This is a genomic window from Pseudomonas sp. 5Ae-yellow, assembly GCF_014077575.1.
GTDB classification, from domain to species: Bacteria; Pseudomonadota; Gammaproteobacteria; order Pseudomonadales; family Pseudomonadaceae; genus Halopseudomonas; species Halopseudomonas neustonica.
Window position 1 is genome coordinate 72,821 of record NZ_JACGWE010000007.1, and the last position, 26,546, is coordinate 99,366.

The window sequence follows — 26,546 nt, forward strand, 5'->3', positions numbered from 1 at the left end:
TCTGATCAGGCATAATTCGCTGCCTGTTACCTTTGAGGATGCCCCCATGCCCGTCGCCATGGCCCGCCATATTCTGGTTAAAACCGAAGCCGAAGCCGCCGCACTCAAGCAGCGTATTGCCGCCGGCGAAGCCTTTGATGTGCTGGCAAAGAAGCACTCCACCTGCCCATCAAAGAAACGTGGTGGCGATCTGGGTGAAGTAAGACCGGGGCAGATGGTCAAGGCGATTGACCAGATCATCTTCAAGAAGCCACTGAAAGTGGTACACGGGCCGGTAAAAACCCAGTTTGGCTATCACCTGGTGCAGGTTTTTTACCGCGACTGAGAGTCGCTACCAGGCGGATAGTGAATCAGGTCGTGGAACACCGCAGGGGCACTGTTGGGGTTACGATAGCCATGTGGCTGGTCGGCGGCAAAACGTACCGCCTCCCCCTCACCGAGGCGTTGCCAAACGCCTCGCACCAATAACTCCATCACCCCACGCACGACCACCACGTGCTCGACCACACCCTGGCTGTGCGGTTCTGACAGCCGCTCGTAGCACGGCAGCAGGGTGAACTCGAACAGCTCGAAACCGTAGCGCGCATCAAAGGGAAACAGCGGTGCCATTAACATGGCATCGGCAGTTGGCCGCTGACGCAGCGCATCGGCACTGCGCAGAGTGACGCCGCGCAGTTCGGCCGGAGCAGGCTCCAGAAAACTCGACAGTGAGGTGTCGAAACCACTGGCAATCTTCCACAGTGTCGCCACTGTCGGGCTGGACTCACCCCGCTCGATTTGCCCCAGCATGGCCTTGCTGACCCCACACTCACTGGCGGCGCGATCAAGACTCCAGCTACGATCATGGCGCAGCTGACGCAACGTATCGGCCAGATACTGATTGATTTCCTGCATGGACAGTCCGGTTATAAAAGGGGAAAACAGCTTAGCAATTTTCTTTTGTGCGTTATAGCGCACAATGCTAGCATCGGCCTGTCGTGCGCTATAACGCACAGCCGCTTATCAAGGATAGTCACATGCTCAAGGCCTGGTTCAACCCGTCTCACATTGCCGCTGGCTTCATAGCCGTGCTGGTGGGTTATACCAGCTCTGCGGTGATTATCTTCCAGGCCGCCGAAGCGGCAGGCGCGTCACCGGATGAAATCAGCTCCTGGCTGTGGGCACTGGGTGTGGGCATGGCCTTCACCAGTATCGGCCTGTCGCTGCGCTACCGCTCACCCATCCTGATTGCCTGGAGCACACCGGGCGGCGCGCTGCTGGCCACGGGCTTACCGGGCTTCAGCCTGAATGAAGCCATTGGCGTATTTCTGTTCAACGCCGCGCTAATCACACTCTGCGGCCTGCTCGGCTGGTTCGATCGCATCATGCGGCTTATCCCTGCCTCACTCGCAGGTGCCATGCTGGCTGGCGTGTTGCTGCCCTTCGGTCTGAATCTGTTTGTGGCGCTGGAGCAGCAAACCCTGATGGTCGGCGCCATGCTGATCACCTACCTGCTGGGCCGCCAGTTGCTACCGCGCTACGTCGTGCCACTGGCCCTGCTGGTTGGCGTCGTCATCGCGGCGCTGGGGAGTCAGCTGCATATGGATGCGCTGGACTGGTCCATGGCGCAGCCGGTATGGACCACACCGGCTTTCTCGTTGACCGCGCTGATCGGCGTGGGTATTCCCATGTTCATCGTCACCATGGCCTCACAGAACGTCCCCGGCATGGCAGTACTGCGCGCCAACGGCTATCAGGTGCCGGCCTCTCCGCTGATGACCACGACCGGCATCACCGGGCTATTGCTGGCACCGTTCGGTGGTTACACCTTCAATCTGGCCGCCATCAGTGCGGCTATCTGTGCCGGCAAGGATGCCGATCCCGACCCTAGCCAGCGCTACCGGGCAACCATCTGGGGCGGGCTTTTCTACCTGCTGACCGGGCTATTCGGCGCCACTGTCGCCAGTCTGTTCGCCGCCTTTCCGCAGGCCCTGATCATGGCTATCGCCGGGCTGGCCCTGCTCGGCACTATTGGCAACAGCCTGGCCAGCGCCCTGCACGAAGAGTCACAGCGCGAGGCCGCCTTTCTGACTTTTCTGGTAACCGCCTCGGGCTTGTCGCTGTTCCATATCGGCAGCGCTTTCTGGGGGTTGTTGCTGGGCATGCTGGTACTGCAACTGATGCGCAGGCGCGGTTAGCTCAGGAATCCTGCCTGGATTGGCTGATCACGCCGTTATGTATTTCCAGCGTCAAGGCTTCAATACGCTCACTCAGATGGTGCGTTAGCTCGGTCAGCCGGGTGTTCTGCTCCATCAGCGCGAGCAAGGCATCAGACTGCGCGGCGGCATGCTGACCGCGCTGTTCCGCCGCCTCCGCCAGTGCCTCCCGATGCTGCGCATCGGCTTGCGCCAGCGCCTTGTCACGATCCGCCTGCCGTGTCTGCGCCAGCAGAATCAGCGGCGCGGCATAGGCTGCCTGCAGGCTGAACGCCAGGTTGAGCAGAATGAAAGGGTAAAGATCAAAGTGCACCAGCCCACTGGCGTTGATACCAATCCACAGCGCAACGATCAGCGTTTGTGCGATCAGAAAAACCGGCGTACCAAAGAAGCGGGCAAAGGCCTCTGCCTTCTGCGCGAACCAGCCATCGCCGAATACGGAGCTCAAGTGCAGACTGGCGCGGTGAAAACGCAGGGTGTGATTGGCAGCCGCTTTGGCTTGCGCTGCAGGGGAAGTATCTGATGACATGCTGGCACCTCAAAGACGTTTTCAGGAAAGACTCATACGGCACACAGGATAATCTGTTCCGGCTCAACCCAGAGACTGACCTCCTCACCCGTGCTCGGCAACGCTTGATCCTGCCGCAGCGAAGCGACCAATACCGGCCCGTCTGGGAGCTGTACCTGCAGCTCTGCACCATGCTCACTCTGCGCTAGCTGCGTTACCTGTCCGTCCAGCCGGTTATCGCCAGGCCCTGTTGCTGCCAGGCAAAGCCAGGGCGCCTTGATCAGTGCGAATACCTCAGAGCCTGCACTCAGGTTCAAGCGCTCGCTACTGGTACGCGTAATCAGGGCAACCAGTGGCTGACCGCCATCGAGCTGCAGGCTGATCCGGTCGTTCAGCGCCAGCGGTTCAACCCGCACTACCCGCGCATACAGCTGGTTACGTGCACTGGTGCGCAAACGCAGGCGCTGCATTACCTGCAGATAAGGCTCCAGGCTAGTGCCCTCCGCCAGTCGCGCGAGAAATTGCTCATGCTCCTGCTGATAGCGCAAAAAAGCCGCCACCAGCTCTTCGCCCTTGGCGGTCAAGCGTGTGCCGCCACCGCCCTTGCCGCCCACCGAGCGCTCGACCAGCGGCGAGCCGGTCGCCTTATTCATCGCGTCCACCGCGTCCCAGGCGGTCTTGTAGCTCATACCCGCAGCCTTGGCCGCCTTGCTGATGGAACCGGTGTCGGCAATCTGTTGCAGCAGCTCGATACGCCCCTGCCCCGCCAGATTCTGGCCCTCATGGGCAAACCAGAGCTGTCCTTCGAGTTTCATCGATATCGCCGCTGTATTGTGTTTCGATTTGCCAAGGATATACCCGCAGACACGCCAGCACAGCCGTGCTGCGACGGATCAGGGCTTGTTATTCGTTATATAACCAATAATATAGCGGTTCGCCAAGCCATTCTTCCTATGCTATCGGAGCTACCATGCGCCACACGCTTAAGACCCTGCTGCTGTGCCTGTTGCTGCCCAGTTCTCAGGTGTTGGCAGAAGAGGTTCAAGTGGCGGTAGCAGCCAATTTTACCGCGCCCATGCAGGTCATTGCCGCAGCATTCGAGCAGGACACCGGCCATCAGGTGAAAGCCTCCTTTGGATCGACCGGTCAGTTGTATGCCCAGATAACGCATGGCGCGCCTTTCGATGTCTTTCTGGCCGCCGATGACAGCACACCAGCCAAACTGGAGAGCGAGGGCGCAACACTGGGCGGCTCACGCTTCACTTATGCTACCGGCGCCTTGGCGTTATGGTCTGCCCAGCCTGATCTAGTGGATCACTCCGGCGCCGTGCTACGCAGCGACCGCTTCCAGCACTTGGCTATCGCTAACCCAAAAACGGCCCCCTACGGTATGGCGGCCACCCAGGTCATGGTAGCGCAGGGCCTGCTTGAGCAGCTGACACCAAGGCTGGTGGAGGGTCAGAGCATTGGACAGGCTTATCAGTTTGTCGCCAGCGGCAATGCAGAACTGGGCTTCGTCGCGCTGTCGCAGGTCTACCGCGATGGCCAACTCAGTAACGGCTCAGCCTGGCTGGTCCCGGCCGAGCTGCATGATCCCATTCACCAGGACGCGGTGATTCTCAGCAAAGCAGCAGCCAATCCTGCAGCGACAGCACTGGTCGACTATCTTCGCGGTGAACGCGCTGCCAAGATCATCCGCTCTTTCGGCTACCAGCTCTAGGGTCCTGCAGCCATGCCGCTAACCAGCGCCGACTTCGCCGCCATCTGGCTAACGCTACAACTTGCCAGCATCACTACAGCGTTACTGTTGCTCCTCGGCACCCCGCTAGCCTGGTGGCTGGCACGTACCCGCAGCTGGTTGAAGGCGCCGATTGGCGCGCTGGTCGCGCTGCCACTGGTGCTGCCCCCTACCGTCATCGGATTCTATCTGCTGGTCGCGATGGGCCCACAGGGGCCGGTCGGTGCGTTAACGCAAAGCCTGGGGCTCGGCACTCTGCCCTTTACCTTTACCGGCCTGGTCATCGGCTCGCTGTTCTATTCGCTGCCCTTTGTGGTGCAACCCATCCAGAATGCCTTTGAAGCCATAGGCACACGGCCACTGGAAGTCGCGGCGACGCTGCGCGCCGGACCACTTGACCGGTTCTTTCACGTCGCACTGCCGCTGGCGCGACCCGGTCTGGTAACCGCCAGCGTGCTGGGCTTCGCCCATACCATCGGCGAGTTTGGGGTGGTGCTAATGATTGGCGGTAATATTCCGGATCAGACGCGGGTGGTGTCAGTGCAGATATTCAATCACGTGGAAGCCATGGAATACGCTCAGGCACATTGGTTGGCCGCCGGTATGCTGGTGTTTTCCTTCGCCATACTGCTCACCCTGCAACGCCGTGGTCGGGTTGGCGCCCGCGCGATCAGCTAAGGAACACCTATGCTCGAAGCTCGCTTCAGCCTGTCATTGGATAGCTTCACGCTGGATGTAGAGCTCCAGCTACCGGCGCACGGAGTGACTGCGCTGTTCGGCCCTTCCGGCTCCGGCAAGACCACCTTGCTGCGTTGTATGGCTGGTCTGGAACACCCACCACAAGGACAACTAACGCTCAATGGCGAATGCTGGCAAGACAGCCAGCGTGGTGTATTTGTCGCGCCACACCAGCGCGCGATCGGCTATGTGTTTCAGGAGTCCAGCCTGTTTGATCACCTGCGCGTCGAAGACAATCTGCTGTTTGGCTTCAAGCGCATCGCCGCGGGTGAGCGGCGCATCAGACTGAATCAGGCGATTGAGCTACTAGGTATTGAACACCTGCTTGCGCGCATGCCCGCGCTGCTGTCGGGGGGTGAGCGGCAGCGCGTCGGGATTGCTCGCGCTCTGCTGACTAGCCCCAGCCTGCTGCTGATGGACGAACCCCTGAGTGCGCTGGATGCCCAGCGCAAAGCGGAGGTCTTGCCCTATCTGCAACGTCTGCCCGGCGAGCTACAAATACCCATCATCTATGTCAGCCACGCAATCGACGAGGTCGCACAGTTGGCTGACCATATGGTGCTGCTTGAAAACGGCCAGGCGCTGGCCAGCGGGGAGCTCAACACACTGCTACCGCGCCTGGACCTACCTTTGGCCCAGGGCGACAACGCCGGTGTGGTCATCAACGGCCTGGTCACCCACTATGATGCCGACTACCAGTTGCTCAGTCTGCAGCTGCCAAACAGCCAACTCAGCATCCTCGTCGCTCATCAACCCATTGCCCCTGGCCAACAGCTGCGGCTGCGTGTGCAAGCCCGCGATGTCAGTCTTAGCCTGAGCCAGCCGGAGCACAGCAGCATCCTCAATCTGCTTCCCGCTCAGGTTGTCGAGCTGGCTGCGGCAGACAACCCGGCACACTTGCTGGTCAGGCTGGACCTGCAGGGCACACCCTTGCTGGCGCGCATCACTCGCTACTCCAGCGAGCAACTGGGTCTGTACCCAGGGCAACCAATCTGGGCACAGATCAAATCAGTCGCCTTACTGGGCTGATCAGCAATGCGCTGAAAACCAGGTGATTATTTTGAATAGGGGGTGAGCCTGCAGTGCTGGCGTTAACGCCGGCTGGCCAACAACCAGCGCTGCAGGCGTGCGCCATCTATCAGCTCAAGCTGACGCTCAGCGGCGAAGGCACGCGCTTCATCGCTGAACTCACCGCAGGTGACCACAAACCCTCCCACAGCGCCTTCGGTGACAATGCGGTCGAATAATTCCCGCAACGGAGTTACACCCAGCTTACTGGCGCGCCAATGCTGACAATGTGCCAGATAGCGCTCGCCCGAATGCTGCAACAGCAGGTCACAACTGGCATCGGTTGCGGTAAGAGAGGAGCCCAGTAGACGGTAGCCCTTACGACGCCAGGCTTGCTCCAACAGTTGAAAGAATGCGGGCCAAGCCATGTTATTCAGCAATGCTGCCGGATTCTGCGTCAGCACAGCGCGGCGATGGCGCAATAGCCTGAGACAATTGAATACTGCCAATAGGGCCGCAGCGACAAAAGCCAAAGACAGCACATACTGCACAACCATAGCCAGCTGGCGGAAAAAGGGACCCGCCAGAATGCCAGCGGACTGGCTGCCAGAGAGCAGCGGAAGCGGGCTGTTGGCGTAGTGTCGCAGCACCACCCAACTGAGCAGGGCACAGACGAGATTGGCCCAGAAAGGCAGCCGCCCGACGACAATCAGCAGGTCGGCATAGGGGAAAGTGCGTTGACTCTGGGCCATCCGTGACTCCTGAAAACAGCATCCGGCTATCTACTAATCACAATAGATCCGGTTTACGCAGCGGTAAAGGAACCACTGCTCATTCGCCATCACTTATTTGGGTGAAGCGTGCTGAGCCAAAATGGCCTCGAGCAATCCCGGAAAGCGTTCGTCCAGCTCGCCACGGCGCAACGAATTCATATGGGTGGTACCTACGCCCTTGGTGCACACCAGCCCGGCGTCGCGCAGCACCCGAAAGTGATGGGACATGCTCGACTTGGGTCGGCCGCCGTCCAGCTCGCCACAACTGGCCTCCTCAACCTCAGCCAGACGCTGCACAACGTCAAGCCGCACTGGATCACTCAAGGCGTAGAGCACGCGCTCGAGGCTGAAGTCACTTACTGGGGGATGTTTGAAAGGTCGCATAGTCGGAATCATACACAAGGCTTTACTTATGATCCATAGTTCCAATATTATCGAACAACTGAATCAACACACTCATTCATTGCTTATTTTCGGGAGCCACCATGGCTGCACTATTCCAACCCTTCACGCTAAAAGACGTAACCCTGCGTAACCGCATTGCGGTGCCACCCATGTGCCAATACTCGGCCACTGATGGCCTGGTCAACGAGTGGCATGTTGCCAATTACACCGGCATGGCACGTGGCGGCGCGGGGCTGGTTATCGTAGAAGCCACAGCGGTCTCACCCGAAGGCCGCATCACACCCGGCTGCACCGGCATTTGGAACGACCAGTTGGCCGATGCTTTCGCACCCATCGTTCGCGGTATCAAAGCCAACGGCGCAGTACCCGGCATTCAGATTGCCCACGCCGGCCGTAAAGCCAGCGCCAATCGTCCCTGGGAAGGCGACGATCACATCGCCAGTGACGACCCGCGCAGCTGGCAGACTATCGCTCCGTCTGCCCTGCCCTTTGGCGCCAACCTGCCCAAAGTGCCAGAAGCCATGACGCTGGACGATATCGCCCGGGTAAAGAGTGACTTCGTTGCCGCCGCCAAGCGTGCGCTGGCTGTCGGCTTTGAATGGCTGGAGCTGCACTTTGCGCACGGCTACCTGGCACAGAGTTTTTTCTCCGAGCACGCTAACCAGCGTACAGACGCCTACGGCGGCAGTTTCGAGAACCGCTGTCGCTTTTTGTTGGAAACCCTGGCAGCCGTGCGTGAGGTCTGGCCAGAGAATCTGCCGCTGACTATCCGCTTTGGTGTCATCGAGTTTGACGGGCGCGATGAGCAAACGCTGGACGAGTCGATCGACCTGACACGTCAGTTCAAGGCCGCCGGCATGGACATGATGAGCGTCAGCATGGGCTTCGACACACCCAAGGCCAACATCCCTTGGGCACCCGCCTTTATGGGCCCCATCGCCAAGCGAGTCCGTGACGAAGCCGGCGTACCGGTATCCTCCGCCTGGGGCTTTGGTGAGCCGCACATCGCCGAGAAGGCAGTGCAGGACGGCCAGCTGGACCTGGTCATGGTTGGCAAGGCGCATCTGGCCAACCCGCACTGGACCTATCAGGCGGCCCGTGAACTGAAAATCGACAAGCCATCCTGGACCTTGCCAGCGCCCTACGCGCATTGGCTTGAGCGCTACTGATAACTGATCTGGAGCCGGCCTATAGACATCCGGCCCGGCTCCATCTACTTTTTTCCTACGCTCATATCAGCACTTAATGCCGACATGAGCCCAACCGAAAAGAAGCAACTGCCCACATGCCAATTAGTCTAGTCTGGGCACTTCAGTTATTCACCAGGAGCCGCCCATGTCTGATCCCTATTATTACGAGACGAGCAAGGGCCACGGCCTGCCCCACGACCCCTTCAATGCTATCGTCGGGCCCCGGCCGATCGGCTGGATTTCCAGTCAGGACAGCGCCGGCAACCTGAATCTTGCCCCATACAGTTTCTTCAATGCATTCAATTACATACCGCCGATTATCGGATTCTCCAGCATTGGCCGAAAAGACAGCCTGAACAACATCGAACAGACGCGCGAGTTTGTCTGGAATCTGGCGACACTGCCGCTGGCCGAGGCGATGAATCAAAGCTGCGCAGCGGTCGCGCCGGACGTAGATGAATTCGCTCTGAGTGGTCTGACCGCAGCGCCCTCGCGCCTGATAAAACCGCCACGTGTGGCCGAAAGCCCCGTCAGTTTTGAATGCCGCATGACGCAGATCATTCAGCTCCAGACCAGCGAAGGCGAGCAGGTTGAGAGTTGGCTGGTCCTCGGCGAAGTAGTTGCCGTACATATCGCCCGGCATCTGCTGGTAGAGGGCGTATACGATACCGCCGCAGCGCAGCCTATTCTGCGTGGCGGGGGTCCGGCGGACTACTTCAGTATTGGACCGGAAGCGTTATTTAAAATGCACCGCCCACAATAAACTCATAGCGCCCAAATGTAGGTTAAGAAGCCCTGCTCGCGGACAAAACCGACTGACTCATACAATCGTTGCGCAGTCAGGTTATCCACCGCGGTCTCCAGCGTCAGGCTGGTACGACCACTGTCCAGCGCCTGCTCACGAGCAGCTAACAGCAACGCCCGACCCACGCCCTGGCCGCGTGCCGAGGGCGCTGTGAACAGATCACTGAGCAGATAGCTCGCGGCACAGTCAATGGACGAGAAGCTCGGGTAAAGCTGGGCAAAGCCAAGTGCCTCTCCCGCGCTGGATCGCGCTAAAAGAATCAGCGAGTCGCCTTGCACCAGCCGCGCCTGGATAAACGCCGTGGCGCGTGGCAGATCGTCCTCCTGCTGGTAGAACTGACGGTACTGGTTGAACAAATCGGCCACATCCGGCAGTGCCGTCAAATCGGCTGAAACGAGGGTTACAGGCATGGCGTTGTCTCCGCGATAATTGGCTCTGAGAGTATCAGCGTGGGGGGCACCGGCAAAGCAATCAGCACCCAGCCAGACGTGCGGCCCTGTCGCTCGCGCGGCACAACCAGTACAATGCGCCGCCCGCCTGATCAGGCGCGCTCATTCATCTTTTACCTCCGGCAGGACTGTCCCTTGATCTCCACCGCCAATATCACCATGCAATTCGGCGCCAAGCCGCTGTTCGAGAACGTTTCCGTCAAATTCAACAATGGCAACCGTTACGGCCTTATCGGCGCCAATGGCTGCGGAAAGTCGACGTTCATGAAAATTCTCGGCGGCGAACTGGAGCCTTCCGGTGGCCAGGTCATGCTCGATCAGAACGTACGTCTGGGTAAACTGCGCCAGAACCAGTTTGCCTACGAAGACTTCAGCGTGATCGACACCGTGATCATGGGCCACGAAGAGTTGTGGAAAGTTAAAGCCGAACGCGACCGCATCTACTCGCTAGCGGAAATGAGCGAAGAAGACGGGATGAAGGTCGGCGAACTGGAAGGTGAATTCGCCGAAATGGACGGCTATACCGCCGAGTCCCGCGCTGGCGAACTATTGCTGGGCCTGGGTATTCCGCTGGAACAACACTTCGGCCCGATGAGCGAAGTCGCACCTGGCTGGAAACTCCGCGTGCTGCTGGCCCAGGCGCTGTTTTCCGATCCGGACGTGCTATTGCTGGATGAGCCAACCAACCACCTGGACATCAACACCATCCGCTGGCTGGAAACCATTCTCACGGCGCGTAGCAGCACCATGATCATCATTTCCCACGACCGCCACTTCCTCAACAGCGTGTGCACCCACATGGCGGATCTGGACTACGGCGAGCTGCGCCTGTTCCCCGGCAACTACGACGAATACATGACCGCAGCGACCCAGTCGCGCGAACGCCTGTTGTCAGACAACGCCAAGAAAAAAGCGCAGATTGCCGAGCTGCAAACCTTCGTCAGCCGCTTCTCAGCGAACGCCTCCAAGGCCAAACAGGCGACCAGCCGCGCCAAGCAGATCGACAAGATTCAGCTCGACGAGGTCAAGCCGTCCAGCCGTATCAGCCCTTTCATTCGCTTTGATCAGAACAAGAAGCTGCATCGTCAGGCCGTCACGCTGGAAAATGTCAGCCAGGGCTACGATGGCGAAGTCCTGTTCAAGAATCTGGGCCTGCAGATTGAGGCGGGTGAACGGGTCGCCATCATCGGCCCCAACGGCATCGGTAAAACCACCCTGCTGCGCACCCTGGTCGGTGAAATGGAGCCGATGAAAGGTGAGGTCAAGTGGGCAGAAAGTGCCGATGTTGGCTACTTTGCTCAGGATCACGCCGACGACTTCAAATACGACTACACCCTGTTCGACTGGATGTCGCAGTGGACCCAGGGCGGCGAACAACTGGTGCGCGGCACACTCGGTCGCATGCTGTTCTCCAACGATGACATCCTGAAATCAGTGAAAGTAATCTCAGGTGGTGAGCAGGGCCGCATGCTGTTCGGCAAAATGATCCTGCAAAAAGCCAACGTCATGCTGATGGACGAGCCGACCAACCACTTGGATATGGAATCGATTGAGGCACTAAACCTGGCGCTGGAAAACTTCCCCGGCACCCTGGTTTTCGTCAGCCATGACCGTGAGTTCGTCAGCTCACTGGCGACGCGCATCATCGAGCTGTCGGAGGACGGCATAACCGACTTCTCCGGCACCTACGACGACTACCTGCGCAGCCAGGGCGTGGTTTTTTAACCCGCCCATCTTTCTCCCTCAGCACGGCGGCGGCCTTGGGTCGCCCGCCAAGCGCCGAAGCTAGCCCGCCAGCACCGCTCTCAGCAGCTCACCATCAAGCACTAGGTGGTCGAACCAGAACACTTGGTGCACCAGCACAATCAGCCAGAAAACCGTTTGAAAAGAGGCCTTGCGCGTCTTGTGGCGAAAGACCTGCTGCGCTATCAAGGCGCCGGGCCAACCGCCGAGCAGCTCGGTTATATGCAAGGTATTTTCCGGAGTGCGCCAGCGGCCGATTTCGGCGCTGCGCTTGTCGATCGCGTATTGCACGAAACTGGCAATACTGATCAGCAGATAGACCGCCAGCGGCCAGACAATCGCCTGCTTGCTCAACATACTGATGGCACCCAGCAGCGGTAGCGCGCAAAGCAACGCCAGTATCAGCAACTTGAGTGGCAGTTGGCGAACCGTGCCAGCATGGCTTGCTGGGCGCCGCTTTGGTGTTTTTGCCTTGCGTGGAGTGGCTACCGATGCAGGCTTGCGCCCGGTACGAGACGTCGCTGCGGCTGTTGGTCTACGCCGAATCGCCGGGCGATCCAGGCTTAGCCCTTCGCCGCGCATGTGTTCGGCTCGCGGGCGGCCCCGCTCATCCTGCCCGGCAACAAAAAAGACCGGCATACCCACCACCGGGCGCGCATCACCGCGCATCGCCGAGATATGCACAAAGACGCGCTCACCTGCGCGTTCGGGTTGAATAAAACCAAAGCCCTTGTCGTCGTTCCAGCTGATCAGCTCGCCTCGCTGCTCCATACCTGTCCTTCCCTGAGATCAAGGTTGGCAGTATACCCGAGACGTTGTGGTCGACTAGTCGCGCGCGGTCGCCGCGCCCGCTATCTGCCAAAGTCGCGCCAGGTCCGCTGCCCTGGCGGTAAGCTGGGCGCCGGCATCCTGCATTGCCTGCTCCAGAGTCAGCGGGCCGGGAGCCAGGCTGAAGGCAGCGCCGATGCCCTCAGCGTACAAGCGTTGGTAGCCCTCGCCCAGACTACCCGCCAGTGCGATCACCGGCACGCCGACACTGCGCGCCAGGCGTGCAACGCCAACCGGCGTCTTGCCATGCAGGCTCTGACCGTCCAGCCGCCCCTCACCGGTAATCACCAGATCGGCGTCGCGCAGCATCTGCGCCAGTCCGCACAGCTCGGCCACCAGCTCAACGCCGGGACGAAACTGCGCCTTGAGTACCGCTTTGGCAGCAAAGCCCAGTCCTCCGGCCGCGCCGACACCGGGGTGATAACGCACATCATCACCCAGCGTTGCAGCCATCACATCAGCAAAGTGCGCCAGCGCGCGGTCCAGTTGTGCTACCTGCAGCGAAGTTGCGCCCTTTTGCGGGCCAAAGATGGCCGAGGCGCCCTTGGGTCCGCAGAGGGGATTATCCACATCCGCAGCCACCATCACCTCAACCTGCGCCAGACGTGTGTCCAACCCGGTCAGGTCAATGTGTTGCAGCCGCGCCAGCGCCGCGCCACCGGGCGCCAGCTCGTTACCATCAGCACCCAGAAAGCGCACACCCAGCGCCTGCAGCAAACCCGCGCCAGCATCATTGGTCGCACTCCCGCCCAGCCCCAGCACGATGCGCCGCGCACCGGCATCAAGCGCCGCGCGAATCAACTCGCCGGTGCCATAACTGCTGGCCAGACGCACGTCACGTTCGGCTGCCGGGACCAGGTGCAGACCGCTGGCTGCCGCCATTTCAATCATTGCCTGCTGATCCGGCAACCAGCCCCAGTGCGCCTGCACCGGAGCCCCAAGCGGGCCCGCAACCGTGCACTCGCGCCGCTCACCGGCGGTCACCGCCAGCACCGCATCGACGGTACCTTCACCGCCGTCGGCCATCGGACAGCACAGCACCTCTGCATCGGGATAAACCCGCAACCAGCCACTAGCAATGGCTTGCGCGACCGCGCTGGCAGAAAGGCTTTCCTTGAACGAATCCGGAGCAATAACCAATTTCATCAGAGCAACACCAAGCTGAGCAGCCAAACGGTGATGATGCCGGCAATGCCCTGCATCAACGTACCCATGGTCTGCGCTTTATAAGCGGTACTCACGCTCATGCGACTGAACTGCGTAACCACCCAGAAGAAGCTGTCGTTGGCGTGCGAAACCGTCATCGCACCCGCGCCGATAGCCATGACACAGAGCACCCGACCCATTTCACTGTCGAGCCCGAGCTGGCCAAGCAGCGGCGCAACCAATGCCGAGGTGGTGACCAGCGCGACGGTAGTTGAGCCCTGCGCCGACTTGAGCGCAGCAGATACGATGAACGGCATGAACAGACCAATCCCCAGCGCCGACAGCGTAGCGCCCAGGTAATCACCCAACGGGGTAATCTTCAGCATGGCGCCGAAAGCACCGCCAGCACCGGTGATCAGCAGGATAGGCGCAGCGGCCTGAATGCCTTCAACCACGCGCTCGTGAAACTCTTCACGCTTGTTATCCGAACGCAACAGGGTGCACGCCAGACCCAAGCCGACAGCCAGCGCCACCACCGGTTGACCAAGGAAGGCCAACACGGTGTAGAGAATACCTTCACCCACCGGCTTGGCTGGCAGGTTGGCCAGGGTACCTAGGCAAATCAGGCCAATCGGCAGGAAGATGGGGGCAAACGCCTTGGTGGCACTGGGCAGCACACCGTACTTGGCGCGAATCTGCTCGTAGTCTTCGCTGTCCATCACGTGGGTGCCATTATCGACCAGCTCAATATCCTTACCGATAAAGCGGTTAGCCCAAAGCATCCCCGCCAGTGCGGTCACCATGGACACCACCAGACCCACCAGAATCACCAGTCCCAGGTTGTTCTCCAGCCCCAGGTTACCCGCTGCAGCAATCGGGCCAGGGGTTGGCGGTACAAAAGTGTGGGAAGCATAGAGACCCGTCGCCAAGGCCACGCTCATGGCAATGACCGAGATTTTCATGCGTGCTGCGAGCGCGTTTTTCAGCGAGTTGAGGATCACATAACCGGAGTCACAAAACACCGGGATCGAGACCAGATAACCGATGATCGACATAGTTAGCGTCGGGAAACGCTCGCCCAGCAGCTTGATCACAGTTTCTGCCATGGTGATGGCAGCCCCGCTGCGCTCTAGAATCACGCCGATGATGGTACCGAGCACGATGACGATACCGATATAACCGAGAATGCCGCCAAAGCCCGAGGTGATCGTTTTGACGATCTCCATGGTCGGCACCTGATAGGCGAAGCCTGCAAGTAGGGCAGCACCGAGCAAGGCAAGAAAGGGATGTAGTTTAAGTCGGGCGGTAGCCAATACGATAAACGCGATCAGGGCGACCAGAATCAGGACGAGGCCCATGGCTGAACTCCTTTTTATTGTGTGTGGCGGTATGGGTGAGAGGGCTATAACCGCTATTGGGCGGAGCCAAGAGAGCATTGTTGCCCACTCGCAAGACAATTACCCTATGCATTCGCACAACATACCTGGCTAATTAACGCGCCCTATATGGGCATTTGCACAGCCTCGATCATCCTACTGCTCTGGCAAAAGCGAGAGTCCGATGCTCAAAAGCAAGCGGTGCGCCATCAAGTCGAGATTTAATCCGGTAATCTCGGCGATGCGTTCCAGACGGTAGCGCAAGCTGTTGCGGTGAATTGCCAGCGCCGCGGCGCAACTCTGCGCGTGACCGTTATGCGCCAACCAGACCCGCAAGGTCAGCAGCAGCTGGCCATTGCTGTCCGCCTGCCGCAACAGCTCAAGGGGTGCCAGCAACTGAGACACGGTCCAGGAAGGCTGCAAGTGATGCAGCAGCACCGCCAAGCGGTAGTCATTCAACCGAATCAAGCGCTCTGATAGGCGCAGGTCCTGGGCGTAATCGCGTAAATTGAGCAAGGCTTCGGTCGCTTCGCGCAAGTCCGCAAGATTGCCGACCGCCTCAGCCAGCAATAAGCGACCCACCGGCCAATCACGTTTGTCGACCTGTTCCAACCAGCTCAATTTGGGCGCGTGAGACTTGCCGCTGCGCAGCCAGAGCACATCGTGCAGGCCCAACGGGAGCAAGATGTCAGCGGGATGCCGCGCGCGCATCTGGGTAACCAGTTGCCCCTGCGCGTGCTGGTGATCCGTCTCCGGTGACAGCGATATAACGCAGGGTTGCAGCGGCCAGCTCCAGCGCATACGCAGGCGCTCGGCATCATCTAGCAGACTGCTGACCGGATAACTGCAATCCAGCAAATTAACCAGCCAGGCCTCCTGCTGCTGACCGCGCCAATGTTGCTCAGCCTGCAACACCCGCTGCTCGACCAGCATCTCGGCAGTCATACGCAGTAGCTCGGCAAAGGGTTTAACCTGGGCCGGATCACCCGTGATACCGAGCACACCGACCAGCCTGCCGGCGTGCAGCAACGGCAGATTGATTCCCGGCTTGACCCCTTGCAAACACGCTGCCGCCTGCTCATCCAGCGCTACTACCCTCTGGTTAGCGAGTACCAGCTGTGCGCCTTCATGCCGAGTATCGATACGGCTGCTGTCGCCACTGCCAATAATCAGACCCTGGCGGTCCATCACGTTAATGTTATAGGGAAGGATCGCCATGGCACGATCAACAATATCCTGCGCCAGGTGCCGGTCCAGTTCGAACATCCGCTACTCCTCATTAGTCGACAGACGGTGTTTTGCTGTCATAAACACGTCATGGCCTCTGCTTCATCATAGCTCCCGTTGCCAGATATTCACTGATACGGGAAATAGCCCCATGGCCCTGAATCCAGATTACCTTAGTGACAGCAGCTCCAGTAATAACGTGCGACGCGAGCGGCGACGCCAGGAAGACAAGCGACGCATGTCCTACCGCCGAGCCATCGAAGACTACCGCGAAAGCCAGAGCCTGCAGGCGAGCGTCTGCGACTTTCCCGAGCTAATGGGTCATACCGATGACCACCGGTCGCAACGACTGCAATAGCTCGCGGCATATACGCCACACGCTAAGCAAGCGCTCTGACTATTCAGGTTGAGTGCTAAGGCTCAAAAGGCTCCGCGAGCTGCCGAATCAGCGCCCTTTCCTCGCGCAAAAAGCCAAGAAAGGCCTCGGCAACCGGACTCAGACGCTTGCCCCTGGCGTGCACCGCACACCAGCTGCGCATCAGCGGCAGCTCGGCTATGTTCAGGCAAACCAGTTCGCCGTGTCGGATAAAGGGTGCCGCTGCGTGCCCCGGCACCATGGCCACACCCAGCCCGGCAATTGCCCCTTGCACCAGCGCTTCGGTCGAGCCCAGCTGCATCACCTGCTGCAGATGCACTCGCTTGAGCTGCAAAAACTCATCGCAGGCTTTACGAATACCGGAGCCCGCCTCGCGCTGCAGTACCATCTCGGCTTCCAGCGTGGACAGCGGCAGCTGCTGCTGACCCGCCAGCGGATGATCCGGCGCGGCGACCGCGACAATCGGATTATTCAGAACCGGGAAGAATTCCAGCGCTCGATCCTCCGGCACCAGCCCCATCAAGACCACATCATCACGGTTATCAGCCAAGCGCTGAATAATCTGGGCGCGACTGGCTACCTCGACACGAAAACTGATATCCGGAAAGCGTTGCCGAAAGGCGGCCAGCACATGTGGTAATACATACTGAATGCTGCTCGCCGCGGCCAGCCGCAACTCGCCACGCAGGCTGCCCTGCAGGCTGGACAGGTTCATCTCCAGACTATCGAGACGATCAAAGATATCGTCACTGGCACTGATCAAGGATTCGGCCGCCTCAGTCAAATAGAGCTTACGTCCAACATACTCAAATAGCGGCAGGCCGACCTGCTCTTCCAACTGACGAATCTGCAGACTGACTGCCGGCTGGGTCAACGACATGGCCTCAGCCGCGCGGCTATACGAACGACTTTCGCAGACCGCACGAAACACCTGCAACTGGCGCAACGTCATTCGCAGTAAGGACTTACGCATGATGGTCTAACCTGATTGATGGATTAAAAGAGACCGCAACGGGCCCGCAGCCCACGAAAATAATGGCTCAAAGCTTATCTATAAGCAATTACTTATAGATAAGCCAAATATTATTCATTTCACATGCGCCGGCAACGCGCCTAGGGTAACTGGAGAAATATTTTGCAATGTATTACCCGCCGGCCACGCACCGGCGCGGTGATACGCAAACGTTTTCGAGCAACCACTCGATCACCACCACGAGGAAAGCGTACGTGATCAAGAAAATTCTGATTGCCAACCGCGGCGAGATTGCGGTTCGCATCATTCGCGCCTGTGCAGAGATGGGCATTACTTCGGTCGCGGTTTACACCGACGCAGACCGCTACGCCCTGCACGTCAAACGTGCCGACGAATCCTACAATGTGGGCAGTGATCCCCTGGCGGGCTATCTGAACCCACGCCAACTGGTCAACCTGGCCGTCGAAACCGGTTGTGATGCACTGCATCCCGGTTACGGCTTCCTCTCTGAGAATGCTGAGCTGGCGCACATCTGCAAAGAGCGCGGCATCAAGTTTATTGGCCCCTCAGGTGATGTCATTACCCGCATGGGCGACAAGACCCAGGCCCGCCGCAGCATGATTGCTGCAGGTGTACCCGTTACTCCGGGCACCGAAGATAACCTGGCCGATATGGCCGAAGCGCTGCGCGAAGCCGAGCGTGTGGGTTACCCGGTGATGCTCAAGGCAACCTCCGGTGGGGGCGGTCGCGGTATTCGTCGCTGCAACGACAAGGCCGAACTCGAACAGGCATGGCCACGGGTTATTTCCGAGGCTACCAAGGCCTTCGGCTCGGCTGACATCTTCCTTGAGAAGTGCATCGTCAATCCCAAGCACATCGAGGCGCAGATCCTCGCCGACAGTCACGGCAACACCGTGCACCTGTTCGAGCGTGACTGCTCAATCCAGCGGCGCAACCAGAAGCTGATCGAGATCGCACCCAGCCCGCAGCTAACGCCGGAACAGCGCGCCTATATCGGCGATCTGGCAGTGAAAGCGGCGCAGGCGGTGGGTTACGAGAACGCCGGCACGGTGGAGTTTCTGCTCGCCGAAGGCGAAGTGTATTTCATGGAAATGAATACCCGCGTTCAGGTCGAGCACACCATTACCGAGCAGATCACCGGCATCGACGTAGTGCGCGAACAGATCCGCATTGCTTCGGGCCTGCCGCTGTCGATCAAGCAGGAAGATATTCACCATCAAGGCTTTGCCATTCAGTTCCGTATCAACGCCGAGGACCCGAAGAACAACTTCTTCCCCTCCTTCGGCAAGATTACCCGCTACTACGCCCCTGGTGGCCCAGGTGTGCGGGTGGATACGGCAATTTACACCGGCTACACCATTCCGCCGAACTTCGACTCCATGTGTTTGAAGCTGATTGTCTGGGCGCTGACCTGGGAAGAGGCGATGGATCGTGGCCTGCGTGCGCTGGATGACATGCGTCTGCAGGGCGTGAAGACCACCACGCCCTACTACCAGGAAATTCTGCGCAATGACGAATTTCGTAGCGGCGTGTTCAACACCAGCTTCGTTGAAGCGCACCCGGAACTGCTGAACTATTCAGTAAAACGCAAACCCGAAGAATTGGCCCTGGCCATCGCTACCGCGATTGCTGCGCACGCCGGACTATGAATTTAGCTTGAAGCCGGAAGCCAACAAGCTGGAAGCAGTCCGCGTAAAGCGCACTTCCAGCTTTAAGCTTCAGGCTTCCAGCTCATCAGGAGATGAGAGAAATGAGTAAACGTATCACCGTAACCGATACCGTACTGCGCGACGCCCACCAATCGCTGTTGGCCACCCGTCTGCGTACCGAAGACATGCTGCCCATTTGCGACAAGCTTGATCAGGTTGGCTACTGGTCGCTGGAAGTCTGGGGCGGCGCGACCTTTGACGCCTGTGTGCGCTTCCTCAAGGAAGATCCTTGGGAGCGCCTGCGCCAACTGCGCGCGGCTTTACCGAATACCCGTTTGCAGATGCTGCTGCGTGGCCAGAACCTGCTCGGCTATCGCCATTACAGCGATGACGTCGTTCGCGCCTTCGTCGCCAAAGCGGCCGCCAATGGTATCGACGTTTTCCGCATCTTTGATGCCATGAATGACGTGCGCAACCTGCGCGTTGCCATCGAAGCGGTAAAAGCCGCCGGCAAGCATGCCCAGGGTACCATCGCCTACACCACCAGCCCGGTGCATACGGTCAAAGCCTTTGTTAAACAAGCCCAGGCCATGGCCGAGATGGGTGTCGACTCCATCGCCATCAAGGACATGGCCGGCCTGCTGACTCCCTTCGCAACCGGTGAGCTGGTGAAAGCACTAAAAGCCGAACTCGACCTGCCGGTGTTCATCCACTCGCACGATACCGCTGGTCTGGCTGCCATGTGCCAGCTCAAGGCAATCGAGAGCGGCGCCGACCATATCGACACCGCTATCTCCTCCATGGCCTGGGGCACCAGCCACCCGGGCACCGAATCCATGGTTGCCGCACTCAAGGGCACCGAATTCGACACCGGTCTGGATCTGGAGCTGCTGCAGGAAATCGGCATGTACTTCCACGCCGTACGCAAGAAGTACCACCAGTACGAGAGTGAGTTCACCGGCGTCGATACCCGCGTACAGGTCAACCAGGTACCAGGCGGCATGATGTCCAACCTGGCTAACCAGCTAAAAGAACAAGGCGCACTGGACCGCATTCAGGACGTATTCGCGGAAATCCCTCGGGTGCGTGAAGACCTTGGCTTTCCCCCGTTGGTGACGCCAACGTCGCAGATTGTTGGCACCCAAGCGGTGTTCAACGTGCTGGCGGGCGAGCGTTACAAGACCATCACCAACGAAGTTAAACTCTACCTGCAGGGTCGTTACGGTCAGGCACCTGGCAAGATCAACCAGAAACTGCAGCGTCAGGCCATCGGCGGCGAAGATGTTATCGACGTGCGCCCGGCAGATCTGATCAAGCCAGAAATGGACCGTCTGCGCGGCGAAGTCGGCGAGCTGGCAAAAACTGAAGAAGACGTGCTTACCTACGCGATGTTCCCGGATATCGGGCGCAAATTCCTTGAAGAACGCGAAGCCGGCACACTCAAGCCGGAAGTACTGCTGCCACCGCCGGGCGAAAGTGCACCCGCCGCCAGCAGCGAAGGCGTACCGACCGAGTTCATCATCGATGTACACGGCGAGTCCTACCGCGTGGATATCACCGGTGTCAGCGTCAAAGGTGATGGCAAACGTCACTTCTACCTGAGCATGGATGGCATGCCGGAAGAAGCCGTGTTTGAGCCGCTCAACGCCTTCGTCGGCGACGGCGGAAGCAAGCGCAAGCAGGCCAGTGAGCCGGGCCATGTGACCACCAGCATGCCGGGTAATGTGGTGGATGTGTTGGTCGCGGTTGGCGATACCGTAAAAGCCGGTCAGGCGGTACTGGTTAGCGAAGCCATGAAAATGGAAAGTGAGATCCAGGCAGCCATTGGCGGCACCGTAAAAGCGGTCAATGTAGCCAAAGGTGATCGCGTCAATCCCGGCGAGATCCTGATCGAAATCGAAGCCTGATTCGTCAGCAATGTGGCCGGCGATGATACCGGCAACCCGAGAGCGGCACCGGCAGCGCTGTAACGCTGGTGCCGTTTGACAGACACTGATCGTCTACCTGTACAGCCCAACCTGATGATTGAGACTGCGACATGAATAACGACCCGAAAAAAACCGAAACTGCCGAAGAAGCGTTGCAGCAGATTGTTGACGGCTTCAACCGGTTTCGCCACGAGGTTTACCCCGAGCAACAGGAACTGTTCAAGAAACTCGCGTTTGAACAGACTCCACGCGCCATGTTTATTACCTGTGCCGACTCACGTGTTGCTCCCGAGCTGATCACCCAAAGCGCCCCAGGTGACCTCTTTGTCTCGCGTAACGTAGGCAACGTCGTACCGCCCTATGGACAGATGATGGGCGGCGTTTCTACCGCCATCGAGTTTGCGGTCGCGGCCCTCGGCGTGCATCACATCATCGTCTGCGGCCACTCCGACTGCGGCGCGATGAAAGCCGTACTCGACCCCGCCCAGCTTGAAGCCCTGCCCACGGTGAAATCCTGGCTGCGTCACGCGGAAGTCGCCAAGATCGTGGTAGAAGACAACTGCGGCTGCGGCGATGACAAACTCAGCATGTTGACCGAAGAAAACGTGGTGGCCCAGCTACAGCATTTGGCTACGCATCCCTCGGTCGCCTCCCGCCTCGCCCGTGGCGAGCTGTTTATCCACGGCTGGGTCTACGATATCGAAACAGCCCAGATCCGCGCCTATGATGCAGATACCGGCGAGTTTCGCGAGATCGGCGACGGCCCCATACCTATGGCTACGCCACGTGCACGCTACCCGGTATCACCCAAGCGCTGACATAGCAGCCGCAGGCTAGATGTCTGCGGCTTAGCCGGTTCAGAGGTTACGTAGATAAGCGTTAATGAAGTCGCCCTGATTGGGCGCGTTGCGCTCGGTACTGAACAACATTGCGCCACCCTCATGACGCAACTTCAACTCGTCACCAAAGGTGCAGTTGACGGTCTGAATAGTCGCTGCCTTGGTCTTGAAGTCGGCGTCCGCACGGCAAATGCTTGCCATCTGGCTGACCACCTCGCCGCAGTAACCGGCAATACTCAGCTGCTGTAGCTGCTCATCACTAATCTGCGACCAATACACCTCGGTGCTGACCGTGCTACCGCAGTCCTGCTGGGCCTCAGCGTCCTTGGCGGCCAGCGCGGCTGTTGCATCCTGCTGATGCACTGCGCGCTTGAACCTGGCCAGTTCGGCGTGCACGCCATCACTGTATTGCTGCTCATATAGCGCCTCCAACGCCTGTGGCCTGACGCTCTTGGCCAAATCGCTATCCGGCACCAGCGACCGCTCGCCTTCACCTGGCAGGTAGAGGAAGTACTGCTCACGACCCCAGTCTTCGCGCTTGACCACCAGGGCTCGCTGCTCACCGTCATAGGTTGTGCGGTAGGCCAGCGTTTTCTGTCCTCGATCCTGCACTTGCGTCAGAAACACCACCTCATCAATCGGGCTGTTGACGCCGGTTACCTGCAACAGCGCCTGGTCACCATCGGCACTGGGCGCCAGCTGGACCTGTAATCCACGCTCACCACTGAATGCCAACGGATACTTGGCGAGTTCAAGCGCACTGACCGGCACACTGAGTAGGCCTGCCGATACCAACATCCAGGTACGACGCATGGGGCTATTCCTTTAAGTTCATGTGTATTTTGACCAACTGGTCCACTCCGGGAATTGTGCCTGTATGCACTCGGCCTTGCCAGACTGCGCCGATAAAAGCCGTCCGGTTCGTGGTGCAGTCACTATCCCGCGCAGGCTTGGATTCTGTATTGCCCCCAATCGGGTTATACTCCAGCACTAGATTCTATTTTTCAGGCCGAGCGGCTTCAGCGCTGCATGGTCTGTGTTCTCCAAGCCACGTCAGTTCTCTGCCGTGGCTTGTTGGTTTTTACCGCCAGCAGGCGGCAACACTGAGCGAGGCACAAAACAGATGAGCGCACTGGTTGGCGTGATCATGGGCTCCAAGTCCGACTGGTCCACCCTGAGCCATACGGCCGATATGCTGGATCAACTGGGCATCCCCTACGAGGTAAAGGTGGTATCGGCGCACCGTACCCCTGACCTGCTGTTTCAATATGCTGAAGAAGCGGCTGGCAAGGGTATTGAAGTGATCATCGCCGGAGCCGGTGGCGCTGCGCACCTGCCTGGCATGTGCGCGGCCAAGACCCACTTGCCCGTGCTCGGCGTGCCAGTCCAATCCTCCATGCTGTCCGGCGTTGATTCTCTGCTCTCCATCGTGCAGATGCCCGCTGGCGTGCCGGTCGCGACCCTGGCTATCGGTAAAGCAGGTGCGGTCAATGCGGCTTTGTTGGCGGCAAGCATTCTTGGCGGCAAGCACCCCGAGTTCAGCCAGGCGCTACAGGACTTTCGCGCCCAACAAACTGAAAACGTGCTGAGCAACGCAGACCCGCGTCAGGCCTGAGGAATCGACTATGAAAATCGGCGTAATCGGTGGTGGTCAACTCGGTCGTATGCTGGCCTTGGCCGGCACCCCGCTGGGCCAGCAATTTGCTTTTCTTGATCCGGCGCCAGATGCCTGTGCGCAGGCGCTGGGCGAACATATCCGCGCTGATTACAGCGACCAGGATCACCTGCGCCAGCTGGCTGAAGAAGTCGATCTGGTTACCTTCGAGTTTGAAAGCGTGCCTGCAGAAACCGTCGCTTTTCTCTCGCAGTTCGTGCCGGTTTATCCAAATGCCGAGTCACTGCGCATCGCCCGTGACCGCTGGTTCGAGAAGTCGATGTTCCAGGACCTGGGCATCCCTACCCCCGACTTTTCCGACATCCAGTCCCAAGCGGATCTGGACACAGCAGTAAAGCGGATAGGGCTGCCAGCCGTTATGAAAACCCGCACCCTGGGTTACGATGGCAAGGGCCAGAAAGTTTTGCGCCAGCCTGACGATGTTGCCGGCGCCTTTGCCGAGCTGGGCAGCGTGCCCTGCATTCTCGAAGGCTTTGTGCCATTCACCGGTGAAGTGTCGCTGATCGCCGTGCGTGCCCGCGACGGAGAGACCCGCTTTTACCCGCTGGTGCACAACAACCACGAGAACGGCATCCTCAAGCTGTCGATCGCCAGCACTGCGCACCCGCTGCAAGCGCAGGCCGAAAGCTACGTGAGCAAGGTGCTCGATAAACTGGACTACGTTGGCGTCATGGCCTTCGAGTTCTTCGAGGTCGATGGCGGCCTGAAAGCCAACGAGATTGCCCCGCGCGTGCACAACTCCGGCCACTGGACCATCGAAGGCAGCGAATGTAGCCAGTTCGAAAACCACCTACGCGCCATCGCTGGCCTGCCACTGGGCTCCACCGCTACTCTGGGCGAAGCCGCGATGCTCAACTTCATCGGTGAAGTACCCGAACCGGCCGAGGTCACCGCCATCGAGCAATGCCATTTGCATCACTACGGTAAAGCCTTCAAGGCCGGCCGCAAGGTGGGCCACGCGACGTTGCGTTGTGCTGATATGGCGACGCTGAAAGCGCGGATTGCTGAGGTAGAAGCGCTGATCGAAGGCTGATCAAGCCGGCATTGAGAAAGGCGCAGCATGTGAGTGTTGCGCCTTTTTTGTTCACACTTGTACGCAGATGTTCAGACGAAGCTTTGCAGTTTTTACATGGTCAGCCTTTCGCCCTGATGGCGAGCCAAGGGGGGCCGCTTGCCCGGCCCCCCTTAGCAATCCCCCGGGGCACCCGACTACGCGGCCCTGCGGGTTCGCTGCGTTGCTCGGCCTGACGGGGATGGGCGAAAACTCGTCGCTGTGCTCCTCAGACACCTCGCCCATCTTTTTCCCATCAGTCCTGTGCTACTCGCCCGCGTAAACGGGACGAATACATGTGCCCGCTTCAAGATTTTTTGTAGAGCAAGCCACCCTTACGGCCAATACCATTGCACGGACTAAAATCCCCGTCTGCATGGGCGAGTAGCGCAGAGCTACCGGGAAAAAGGCGCGCGCGGTGTCTGAGCGAAGCGAGTTTGCGCGTGTCCCCGGTAGATCGAGCAACGCAGCGGACCCGAAGGGCCATGCAGTCGGGTGCCCCGGGGGATTGCTAAGGGGGGCCGGGCAAGCGGCCCCCCTTGGCTCGCCATCAAGGCGAAAAGCTGACTCGACAAAAACATCAGAACGTCAGAACTGAGAATACAAACCGAGCCTTACTGCGCCAGCACGCTTACTGATAAGCCTTAAGCTCCGCCTTGGCAATCGCGTTGCGGTGCACCTCATCCGGGCCATCGGCCGTGCGCAGGTGACGGGCATAAACGTATAGCTGCGCCAACGGGAAGTCCGATGAGAAACCACCGGCGCCATGCGCCTGAATAGCCCAGTCGATCACCTGGCACGCCATGTTCGGCGCCGCCACCTTGATCATCGCGATTTGCTTGGCTGCAACCTTGTTACCGGCCGTATCCATCAAATACGCTGCGTTCATCACCAGAAAGCGCGCCTGATCAATCATGATCCGCGACTCGGCAATGCGCTCACGCCACACGCCCTGTTCCGACAAGGGCTTGTGGAAGGCAACGCGATGACTCAAACGCTCACACATCAGCGCCAACGCCCGCTCGGCTTGACCGATCACGCGCATGCAGTGGTGAATACGCCCTGGCCCGAGGCGGCCCTGGGCGATTTCAAAGCCACGGCCCTCGCCCAGTAGCATATTGCTGGCTGGAACCCGCACGTTTTCAAACAGAATTTCCGGGTGGCCATAGGGCGGATCCATGTAGCCGTAACACCCCATATCGCGCAGCACGGTAACGCCAGGGGCGTCCATCGGTACCAGAATCATCGACTGCTGCTGGTGACGATTGGGGTGTTCTGGATCGCTCTTGCCCATCACCACCATAATTTCGCAGCGATCATTGGCAGCGCCCGAGATGTACCATTTGCGCCCGTTGATCACGTACTCGTCGCCATCACGCTCGATACGAGTCTCAATATTGGTTGCATCCGATGAGGCAACCAGCGGCTCGGTCATGGCAAAGGCAGAGCGGATCTCGCCGTTAAGCAGCGGCGTCAGCCAGCGCTCCTGCTGCGCTTTGGTGCCGTAGCGTGCGAGGACTTCCATATTGCCGGTATCAGGGGCACCGCAATTGAACACTTCGGAGGCCCACATACCGGGTACCCGGCCCATCAATTCAGCCAAAGGCGCGTATTCCATGTTACTCAGCCCCGGGCCGTGCTCGGCCTCGGGCAGAAACAGGTTCCATAACCCTTCAGCGCGCGCTTTGGCCTTCAGCTCTTCCATCAGTTTCACTGTGGTGTAGGCGTTGCCAGCCTTCTCGTTGGCGCGGATCTCTTCTTCGTAGGCCTGCTCATTAGGGAAGATATGTTCGTCCATAAAGGCCGATACCCGTTTTTGCAGATCCAGGCCCCGTTCGGTTTGCTGGTACATGGCTTAACTCCTGACTCGGTTCGCTATCGCCGCATGGGCGTCCTGCCAACCAA

Annotated in this window: 27 protein-coding genes; 14 read left to right on the forward strand and 13 right to left on the reverse strand. The window is 59.2% G+C overall.

Annotated features, from left to right (window positions below):
- The first annotated feature begins 46 nt into the window (after positions 1–46).
- Entirely contained in the window at positions 47–325 is a 279-nt protein-coding gene (locus tag H4J77_RS06635; RefSeq protein WP_123888092.1) for a peptidylprolyl isomerase, read from the forward strand.
- Here H4J77_RS06635 and H4J77_RS06640 read toward each other — a convergent pair.
- Entirely contained in the window at positions 313–894 is a 582-nt protein-coding gene (locus H4J77_RS06640; protein WP_182247626.1) for a helix-turn-helix domain-containing protein, read from the reverse strand. The two genes, H4J77_RS06635 and H4J77_RS06640, sit on opposite strands and share 13 nt — an antisense overlap.
- A gap of 122 nt (positions 895–1,016) precedes the next feature.
- On the opposite strand from H4J77_RS06640, the gene H4J77_RS06645 reads away from it, so the two are divergent.
- Positions 1,017–2,177, forward strand: coding sequence for a benzoate/H(+) symporter BenE family transporter (locus H4J77_RS06645; protein ID WP_123888090.1), 1,161 nt, complete (start codon positions 1,017–1,019; stop codon positions 2,175–2,177).
- A gap of 1 nt (position 2,178) precedes the next feature.
- Here the strand turns inward: H4J77_RS06645 and H4J77_RS06650 are convergent, their stop codons facing one another.
- A complete protein-coding gene (locus tag H4J77_RS06650) occupies positions 2,179–2,724 on the reverse strand; it encodes a DUF1003 domain-containing protein (protein WP_123888089.1) in 546 nt (181 codons plus the stop codon).
- A gap of 32 nt (positions 2,725–2,756) precedes the next feature.
- Complete coding sequence (locus H4J77_RS06655) at positions 2,757–3,518, reverse strand: TOBE domain-containing protein (protein WP_182247627.1); 762 nt, start codon at positions 3,516–3,518, stop codon at positions 2,757–2,759.
- 155 nt (positions 3,519–3,673) lie between these two features.
- On the opposite strand from H4J77_RS06655, the gene modA reads away from it, so the two are divergent.
- Genes modA through modC form a run of 3 tightly spaced genes read left to right on the forward strand, consistent with a single transcriptional unit; the run spans position 3,674 to position 6,208 of the window.
- Positions 3,674–4,423 carry a molybdate ABC transporter substrate-binding protein gene (gene modA, locus H4J77_RS06660; RefSeq protein ID WP_182247628.1) on the forward strand — a complete coding sequence of 250 codons (750 nt, stop codon included), beginning with the start codon at positions 3,674–3,676 and terminating at the stop codon, positions 4,421–4,423.
- 12 nt (positions 4,424–4,435) lie between these two features.
- On the forward strand, positions 4,436–5,119 hold the full coding sequence (modB, locus tag H4J77_RS06665) for a molybdate ABC transporter permease subunit (RefSeq protein WP_123888086.1): 684 nt from the start codon (positions 4,436–4,438) through the stop codon (positions 5,117–5,119).
- 9 nt (positions 5,120–5,128) lie between these two features.
- On the forward strand, positions 5,129–6,208 hold the full coding sequence (gene modC, locus H4J77_RS06670) for a molybdenum ABC transporter ATP-binding protein (protein ID WP_182247630.1): 1,080 nt from the start codon (positions 5,129–5,131) through the stop codon (positions 6,206–6,208).
- A 62-nt stretch (positions 6,209–6,270) separates the two neighbouring features.
- Here the strand turns inward: modC and H4J77_RS06675 are convergent, their stop codons facing one another.
- A complete protein-coding gene (locus H4J77_RS06675; RefSeq protein ID WP_182247632.1) occupies positions 6,271–6,939 on the reverse strand; it encodes a restriction endonuclease in 669 nt (222 codons plus the stop codon).
- 93 nt (positions 6,940–7,032) lie between these two features.
- The gene (locus H4J77_RS06680) at positions 7,033–7,344 is read right to left on the reverse strand and encodes a helix-turn-helix transcriptional regulator (protein WP_182247634.1); all 312 of its coding nucleotides are present in this window, start codon (positions 7,342–7,344) and stop codon (positions 7,033–7,035) included.
- Positions 7,345–7,445: 101 nt separating this feature from the next.
- Between H4J77_RS06680 and H4J77_RS06685 the strand changes: the two genes are divergently transcribed.
- On the forward strand, positions 7,446–8,534 hold the full coding sequence (locus tag H4J77_RS06685) for an NADH:flavin oxidoreductase/NADH oxidase (protein ID WP_182247636.1): 1,089 nt from the start codon (positions 7,446–7,448) through the stop codon (positions 8,532–8,534).
- Positions 8,535–8,700: 166 nt separating this feature from the next.
- Positions 8,701–9,318, forward strand: coding sequence for a flavin reductase family protein (locus H4J77_RS06690; protein WP_182247638.1), 618 nt, complete (start codon positions 8,701–8,703; stop codon positions 9,316–9,318).
- 2 nt (positions 9,319–9,320) lie between these two features.
- On the opposite strand, the gene H4J77_RS06695 is transcribed toward H4J77_RS06690, so the two are convergent.
- Complete coding sequence (locus H4J77_RS06695) at positions 9,321–9,770, reverse strand: N-acetyltransferase (protein WP_123888080.1); 450 nt, start codon at positions 9,768–9,770, stop codon at positions 9,321–9,323.
- Positions 9,771–9,944: 174 nt separating this feature from the next.
- On the opposite strand from H4J77_RS06695, the gene H4J77_RS06700 reads away from it, so the two are divergent.
- Positions 9,945–11,534 (forward strand): ABC-F family ATPase, encoded by a 1,590-nt coding sequence (locus H4J77_RS06700; protein ID WP_123888079.1) that lies wholly within the window; start codon positions 9,945–9,947, stop codon positions 11,532–11,534.
- Positions 11,535–11,594: 60 nt separating this feature from the next.
- On the opposite strand, the gene H4J77_RS06705 is transcribed toward H4J77_RS06700, so the two are convergent.
- The 4 genes from H4J77_RS06705 to H4J77_RS06720 form a co-directional block, all read right to left on the reverse strand.
- Positions 11,595–12,323 carry a DUF1294 domain-containing protein gene (locus tag H4J77_RS06705; RefSeq protein WP_182247640.1) on the reverse strand — a complete coding sequence of 243 codons (729 nt, stop codon included), beginning with the start codon at positions 12,321–12,323 and terminating at the stop codon, positions 11,595–11,597.
- Positions 12,324–12,377: 54 nt separating this feature from the next.
- Positions 12,378–13,526, reverse strand: coding sequence for a glycerate kinase (locus tag H4J77_RS06710; RefSeq protein WP_182247642.1), 1,149 nt, complete (start codon positions 13,524–13,526; stop codon positions 12,378–12,380).
- Positions 13,526–14,884, reverse strand: coding sequence for a GntP family permease (locus H4J77_RS06715; protein WP_182247644.1), 1,359 nt, complete (start codon positions 14,882–14,884; stop codon positions 13,526–13,528). Before H4J77_RS06715 ends, H4J77_RS06710 begins: the two co-directional genes overlap by 1 nt.
- A gap of 174 nt (positions 14,885–15,058) precedes the next feature.
- Positions 15,059–16,168, reverse strand: coding sequence for a sugar diacid recognition domain-containing protein (locus H4J77_RS06720; protein WP_182247646.1), 1,110 nt, complete (start codon positions 16,166–16,168; stop codon positions 15,059–15,061).
- 112 nt (positions 16,169–16,280) lie between these two features.
- Here H4J77_RS06720 and H4J77_RS06725 point away from each other — a divergent pair, with 112 nt between their 5' ends.
- The gene (locus H4J77_RS06725) at positions 16,281–16,487 is read left to right on the forward strand and encodes a PA3496 family putative envelope integrity protein (RefSeq protein WP_182247648.1); all 207 of its coding nucleotides are present in this window, start codon (positions 16,281–16,283) and stop codon (positions 16,485–16,487) included.
- Between the two features lie 55 nt (positions 16,488–16,542).
- Here H4J77_RS06725 and H4J77_RS06730 read toward each other — a convergent pair whose 3' ends face one another.
- Positions 16,543–17,478 carry a LysR family transcriptional regulator gene (locus H4J77_RS06730; RefSeq protein ID WP_123888073.1) on the reverse strand — a complete coding sequence of 312 codons (936 nt, stop codon included), beginning with the start codon at positions 17,476–17,478 and terminating at the stop codon, positions 16,543–16,545.
- A 254-nt stretch (positions 17,479–17,732) separates the two neighbouring features.
- Here H4J77_RS06730 and H4J77_RS06735 point away from each other — a divergent pair, with 254 nt between their 5' ends.
- From H4J77_RS06735 to H4J77_RS06745, 3 genes are all read left to right on the forward strand, one after another.
- Complete coding sequence (locus tag H4J77_RS06735; protein ID WP_123888072.1) at positions 17,733–19,148, forward strand: acetyl-CoA carboxylase biotin carboxylase subunit; 1,416 nt, start codon at positions 17,733–17,735, stop codon at positions 19,146–19,148.
- Positions 19,149–19,249: 101 nt separating this feature from the next.
- On the forward strand, positions 19,250–21,055 hold the full coding sequence (gene oadA / locus H4J77_RS06740) for a sodium-extruding oxaloacetate decarboxylase subunit alpha (RefSeq protein ID WP_182247650.1): 1,806 nt from the start codon (positions 19,250–19,252) through the stop codon (positions 21,053–21,055).
- Positions 21,056–21,186: 131 nt separating this feature from the next.
- The gene (locus H4J77_RS06745; RefSeq protein WP_123888070.1) at positions 21,187–21,894 is read left to right on the forward strand and encodes a carbonic anhydrase; all 708 of its coding nucleotides are present in this window, start codon (positions 21,187–21,189) and stop codon (positions 21,892–21,894) included.
- Positions 21,895–21,933: 39 nt separating this feature from the next.
- Here H4J77_RS06745 and H4J77_RS06750 read toward each other — a convergent pair whose 3' ends face one another.
- Positions 21,934–22,728, reverse strand: coding sequence for a hypothetical protein (locus H4J77_RS06750; protein ID WP_182247652.1), 795 nt, complete (start codon positions 22,726–22,728; stop codon positions 21,934–21,936).
- Between the two features lie 310 nt (positions 22,729–23,038).
- On the opposite strand from H4J77_RS06750, the gene purE reads away from it, so the two are divergent.
- Both purE and H4J77_RS06760 read left to right on the forward strand, forming a co-directional pair.
- Positions 23,039–23,530 (forward strand): 5-(carboxyamino)imidazole ribonucleotide mutase, encoded by a 492-nt coding sequence (purE, locus tag H4J77_RS06755; protein ID WP_182247654.1) that lies wholly within the window; start codon positions 23,039–23,041, stop codon positions 23,528–23,530.
- A 10-nt stretch (positions 23,531–23,540) separates the two neighbouring features.
- Positions 23,541–24,623, forward strand: a complete 1,083-nt coding sequence (locus H4J77_RS06760) for a 5-(carboxyamino)imidazole ribonucleotide synthase (RefSeq protein WP_182247656.1) — start codon at positions 23,541–23,543, stop codon at positions 24,621–24,623.
- Between the two features lie 649 nt (positions 24,624–25,272).
- On the opposite strand, the gene H4J77_RS06765 is transcribed toward H4J77_RS06760, so the two are convergent.
- Positions 25,273–26,493, reverse strand: a complete 1,221-nt coding sequence (locus tag H4J77_RS06765) for an acyl-CoA dehydrogenase family protein (RefSeq protein ID WP_123888066.1) — start codon at positions 26,491–26,493, stop codon at positions 25,273–25,275.
- Positions 26,494–26,546 lie beyond the last annotated feature (53 nt).

Bases quoted from the DNA above. Each gene is read 5' to 3' on its own strand.
- H4J77_RS06695 (WP_123888080.1), bottom strand. From the start codon at position 9,770: ATGCCTGTAACCCTCGTTTCAGCCGATTTGACGGCACTGCCGGATGTG.
- H4J77_RS06685 (WP_182247636.1), top strand. From the start codon at position 7,446: ATGGCTGCACTATTCCAACCCTTCACGCTAAAAGACGTAACCCTGCGT.
- modB (WP_123888086.1), top strand. From the start codon at position 4,436: ATGCCGCTAACCAGCGCCGACTTCGCCGCCATCTGGCTAACGCTACAA.
- H4J77_RS06645 (WP_123888090.1), top strand. From the start codon at position 1,017: ATGCTCAAGGCCTGGTTCAACCCGTCTCACATTGCCGCTGGCTTCATA.
- purE (WP_182247654.1), top strand. From the start codon at position 23,039: ATGAGCGCACTGGTTGGCGTGATCATGGGCTCCAAGTCCGACTGGTCC.
- oadA (WP_182247650.1), top strand. From the start codon at position 19,250: ATGAGTAAACGTATCACCGTAACCGATACCGTACTGCGCGACGCCCAC.
- H4J77_RS06745 (WP_123888070.1), top strand. From the start codon at position 21,187: ATGAATAACGACCCGAAAAAAACCGAAACTGCCGAAGAAGCGTTGCAG.
- H4J77_RS06760 (WP_182247656.1), top strand. From the start codon at position 23,541: ATGAAAATCGGCGTAATCGGTGGTGGTCAACTCGGTCGTATGCTGGCC.
- H4J77_RS06750 (WP_182247652.1), bottom strand. From the start codon at position 22,728: ATGCGTCGTACCTGGATGTTGGTATCGGCAGGCCTACTCAGTGTGCCG.
- H4J77_RS06725 (WP_182247648.1), top strand. From the start codon at position 16,281: ATGGCCCTGAATCCAGATTACCTTAGTGACAGCAGCTCCAGTAATAAC.
- H4J77_RS06650 (WP_123888089.1), bottom strand. From the start codon at position 2,724: ATGTCATCAGATACTTCCCCTGCAGCGCAAGCCAAAGCGGCTGCCAAT.
- H4J77_RS06720 (WP_182247646.1), bottom strand. From the start codon at position 16,168: ATGTTCGAACTGGACCGGCACCTGGCGCAGGATATTGTTGATCGTGCC.
- H4J77_RS06675 (WP_182247632.1), bottom strand. From the start codon at position 6,939: ATGGCCCAGAGTCAACGCACTTTCCCCTATGCCGACCTGCTGATTGTC.
- modC (WP_182247630.1), top strand. From the start codon at position 5,129: ATGCTCGAAGCTCGCTTCAGCCTGTCATTGGATAGCTTCACGCTGGAT.
- H4J77_RS06715 (WP_182247644.1), bottom strand. From the start codon at position 14,884: ATGGGCCTCGTCCTGATTCTGGTCGCCCTGATCGCGTTTATCGTATTG.
- H4J77_RS06635 (WP_123888092.1), top strand. From the start codon at position 47: ATGCCCGTCGCCATGGCCCGCCATATTCTGGTTAAAACCGAAGCCGAA.
- modA (WP_182247628.1), top strand. From the start codon at position 3,674: ATGCGCCACACGCTTAAGACCCTGCTGCTGTGCCTGTTGCTGCCCAGT.
- H4J77_RS06705 (WP_182247640.1), bottom strand. From the start codon at position 12,323: ATGGAGCAGCGAGGCGAGCTGATCAGCTGGAACGACGACAAGGGCTTT.
- H4J77_RS06765 (WP_123888066.1), bottom strand. From the start codon at position 26,493: ATGTACCAGCAAACCGAACGGGGCCTGGATCTGCAAAAACGGGTATCG.
- H4J77_RS06640 (WP_182247626.1), bottom strand. From the start codon at position 894: ATGCAGGAAATCAATCAGTATCTGGCCGATACGTTGCGTCAGCTGCGC.
- H4J77_RS06655 (WP_182247627.1), bottom strand. From the start codon at position 3,518: ATGAAACTCGAAGGACAGCTCTGGTTTGCCCATGAGGGCCAGAATCTG.
- H4J77_RS06680 (WP_182247634.1), bottom strand. From the start codon at position 7,344: ATGCGACCTTTCAAACATCCCCCAGTAAGTGACTTCAGCCTCGAGCGC.
- H4J77_RS06730 (WP_123888073.1), bottom strand. From the start codon at position 17,478: ATGCGTAAGTCCTTACTGCGAATGACGTTGCGCCAGTTGCAGGTGTTT.
- H4J77_RS06690 (WP_182247638.1), top strand. From the start codon at position 8,701: ATGTCTGATCCCTATTATTACGAGACGAGCAAGGGCCACGGCCTGCCC.
- H4J77_RS06710 (WP_182247642.1), bottom strand. From the start codon at position 13,526: ATGAAATTGGTTATTGCTCCGGATTCGTTCAAGGAAAGCCTTTCTGCC.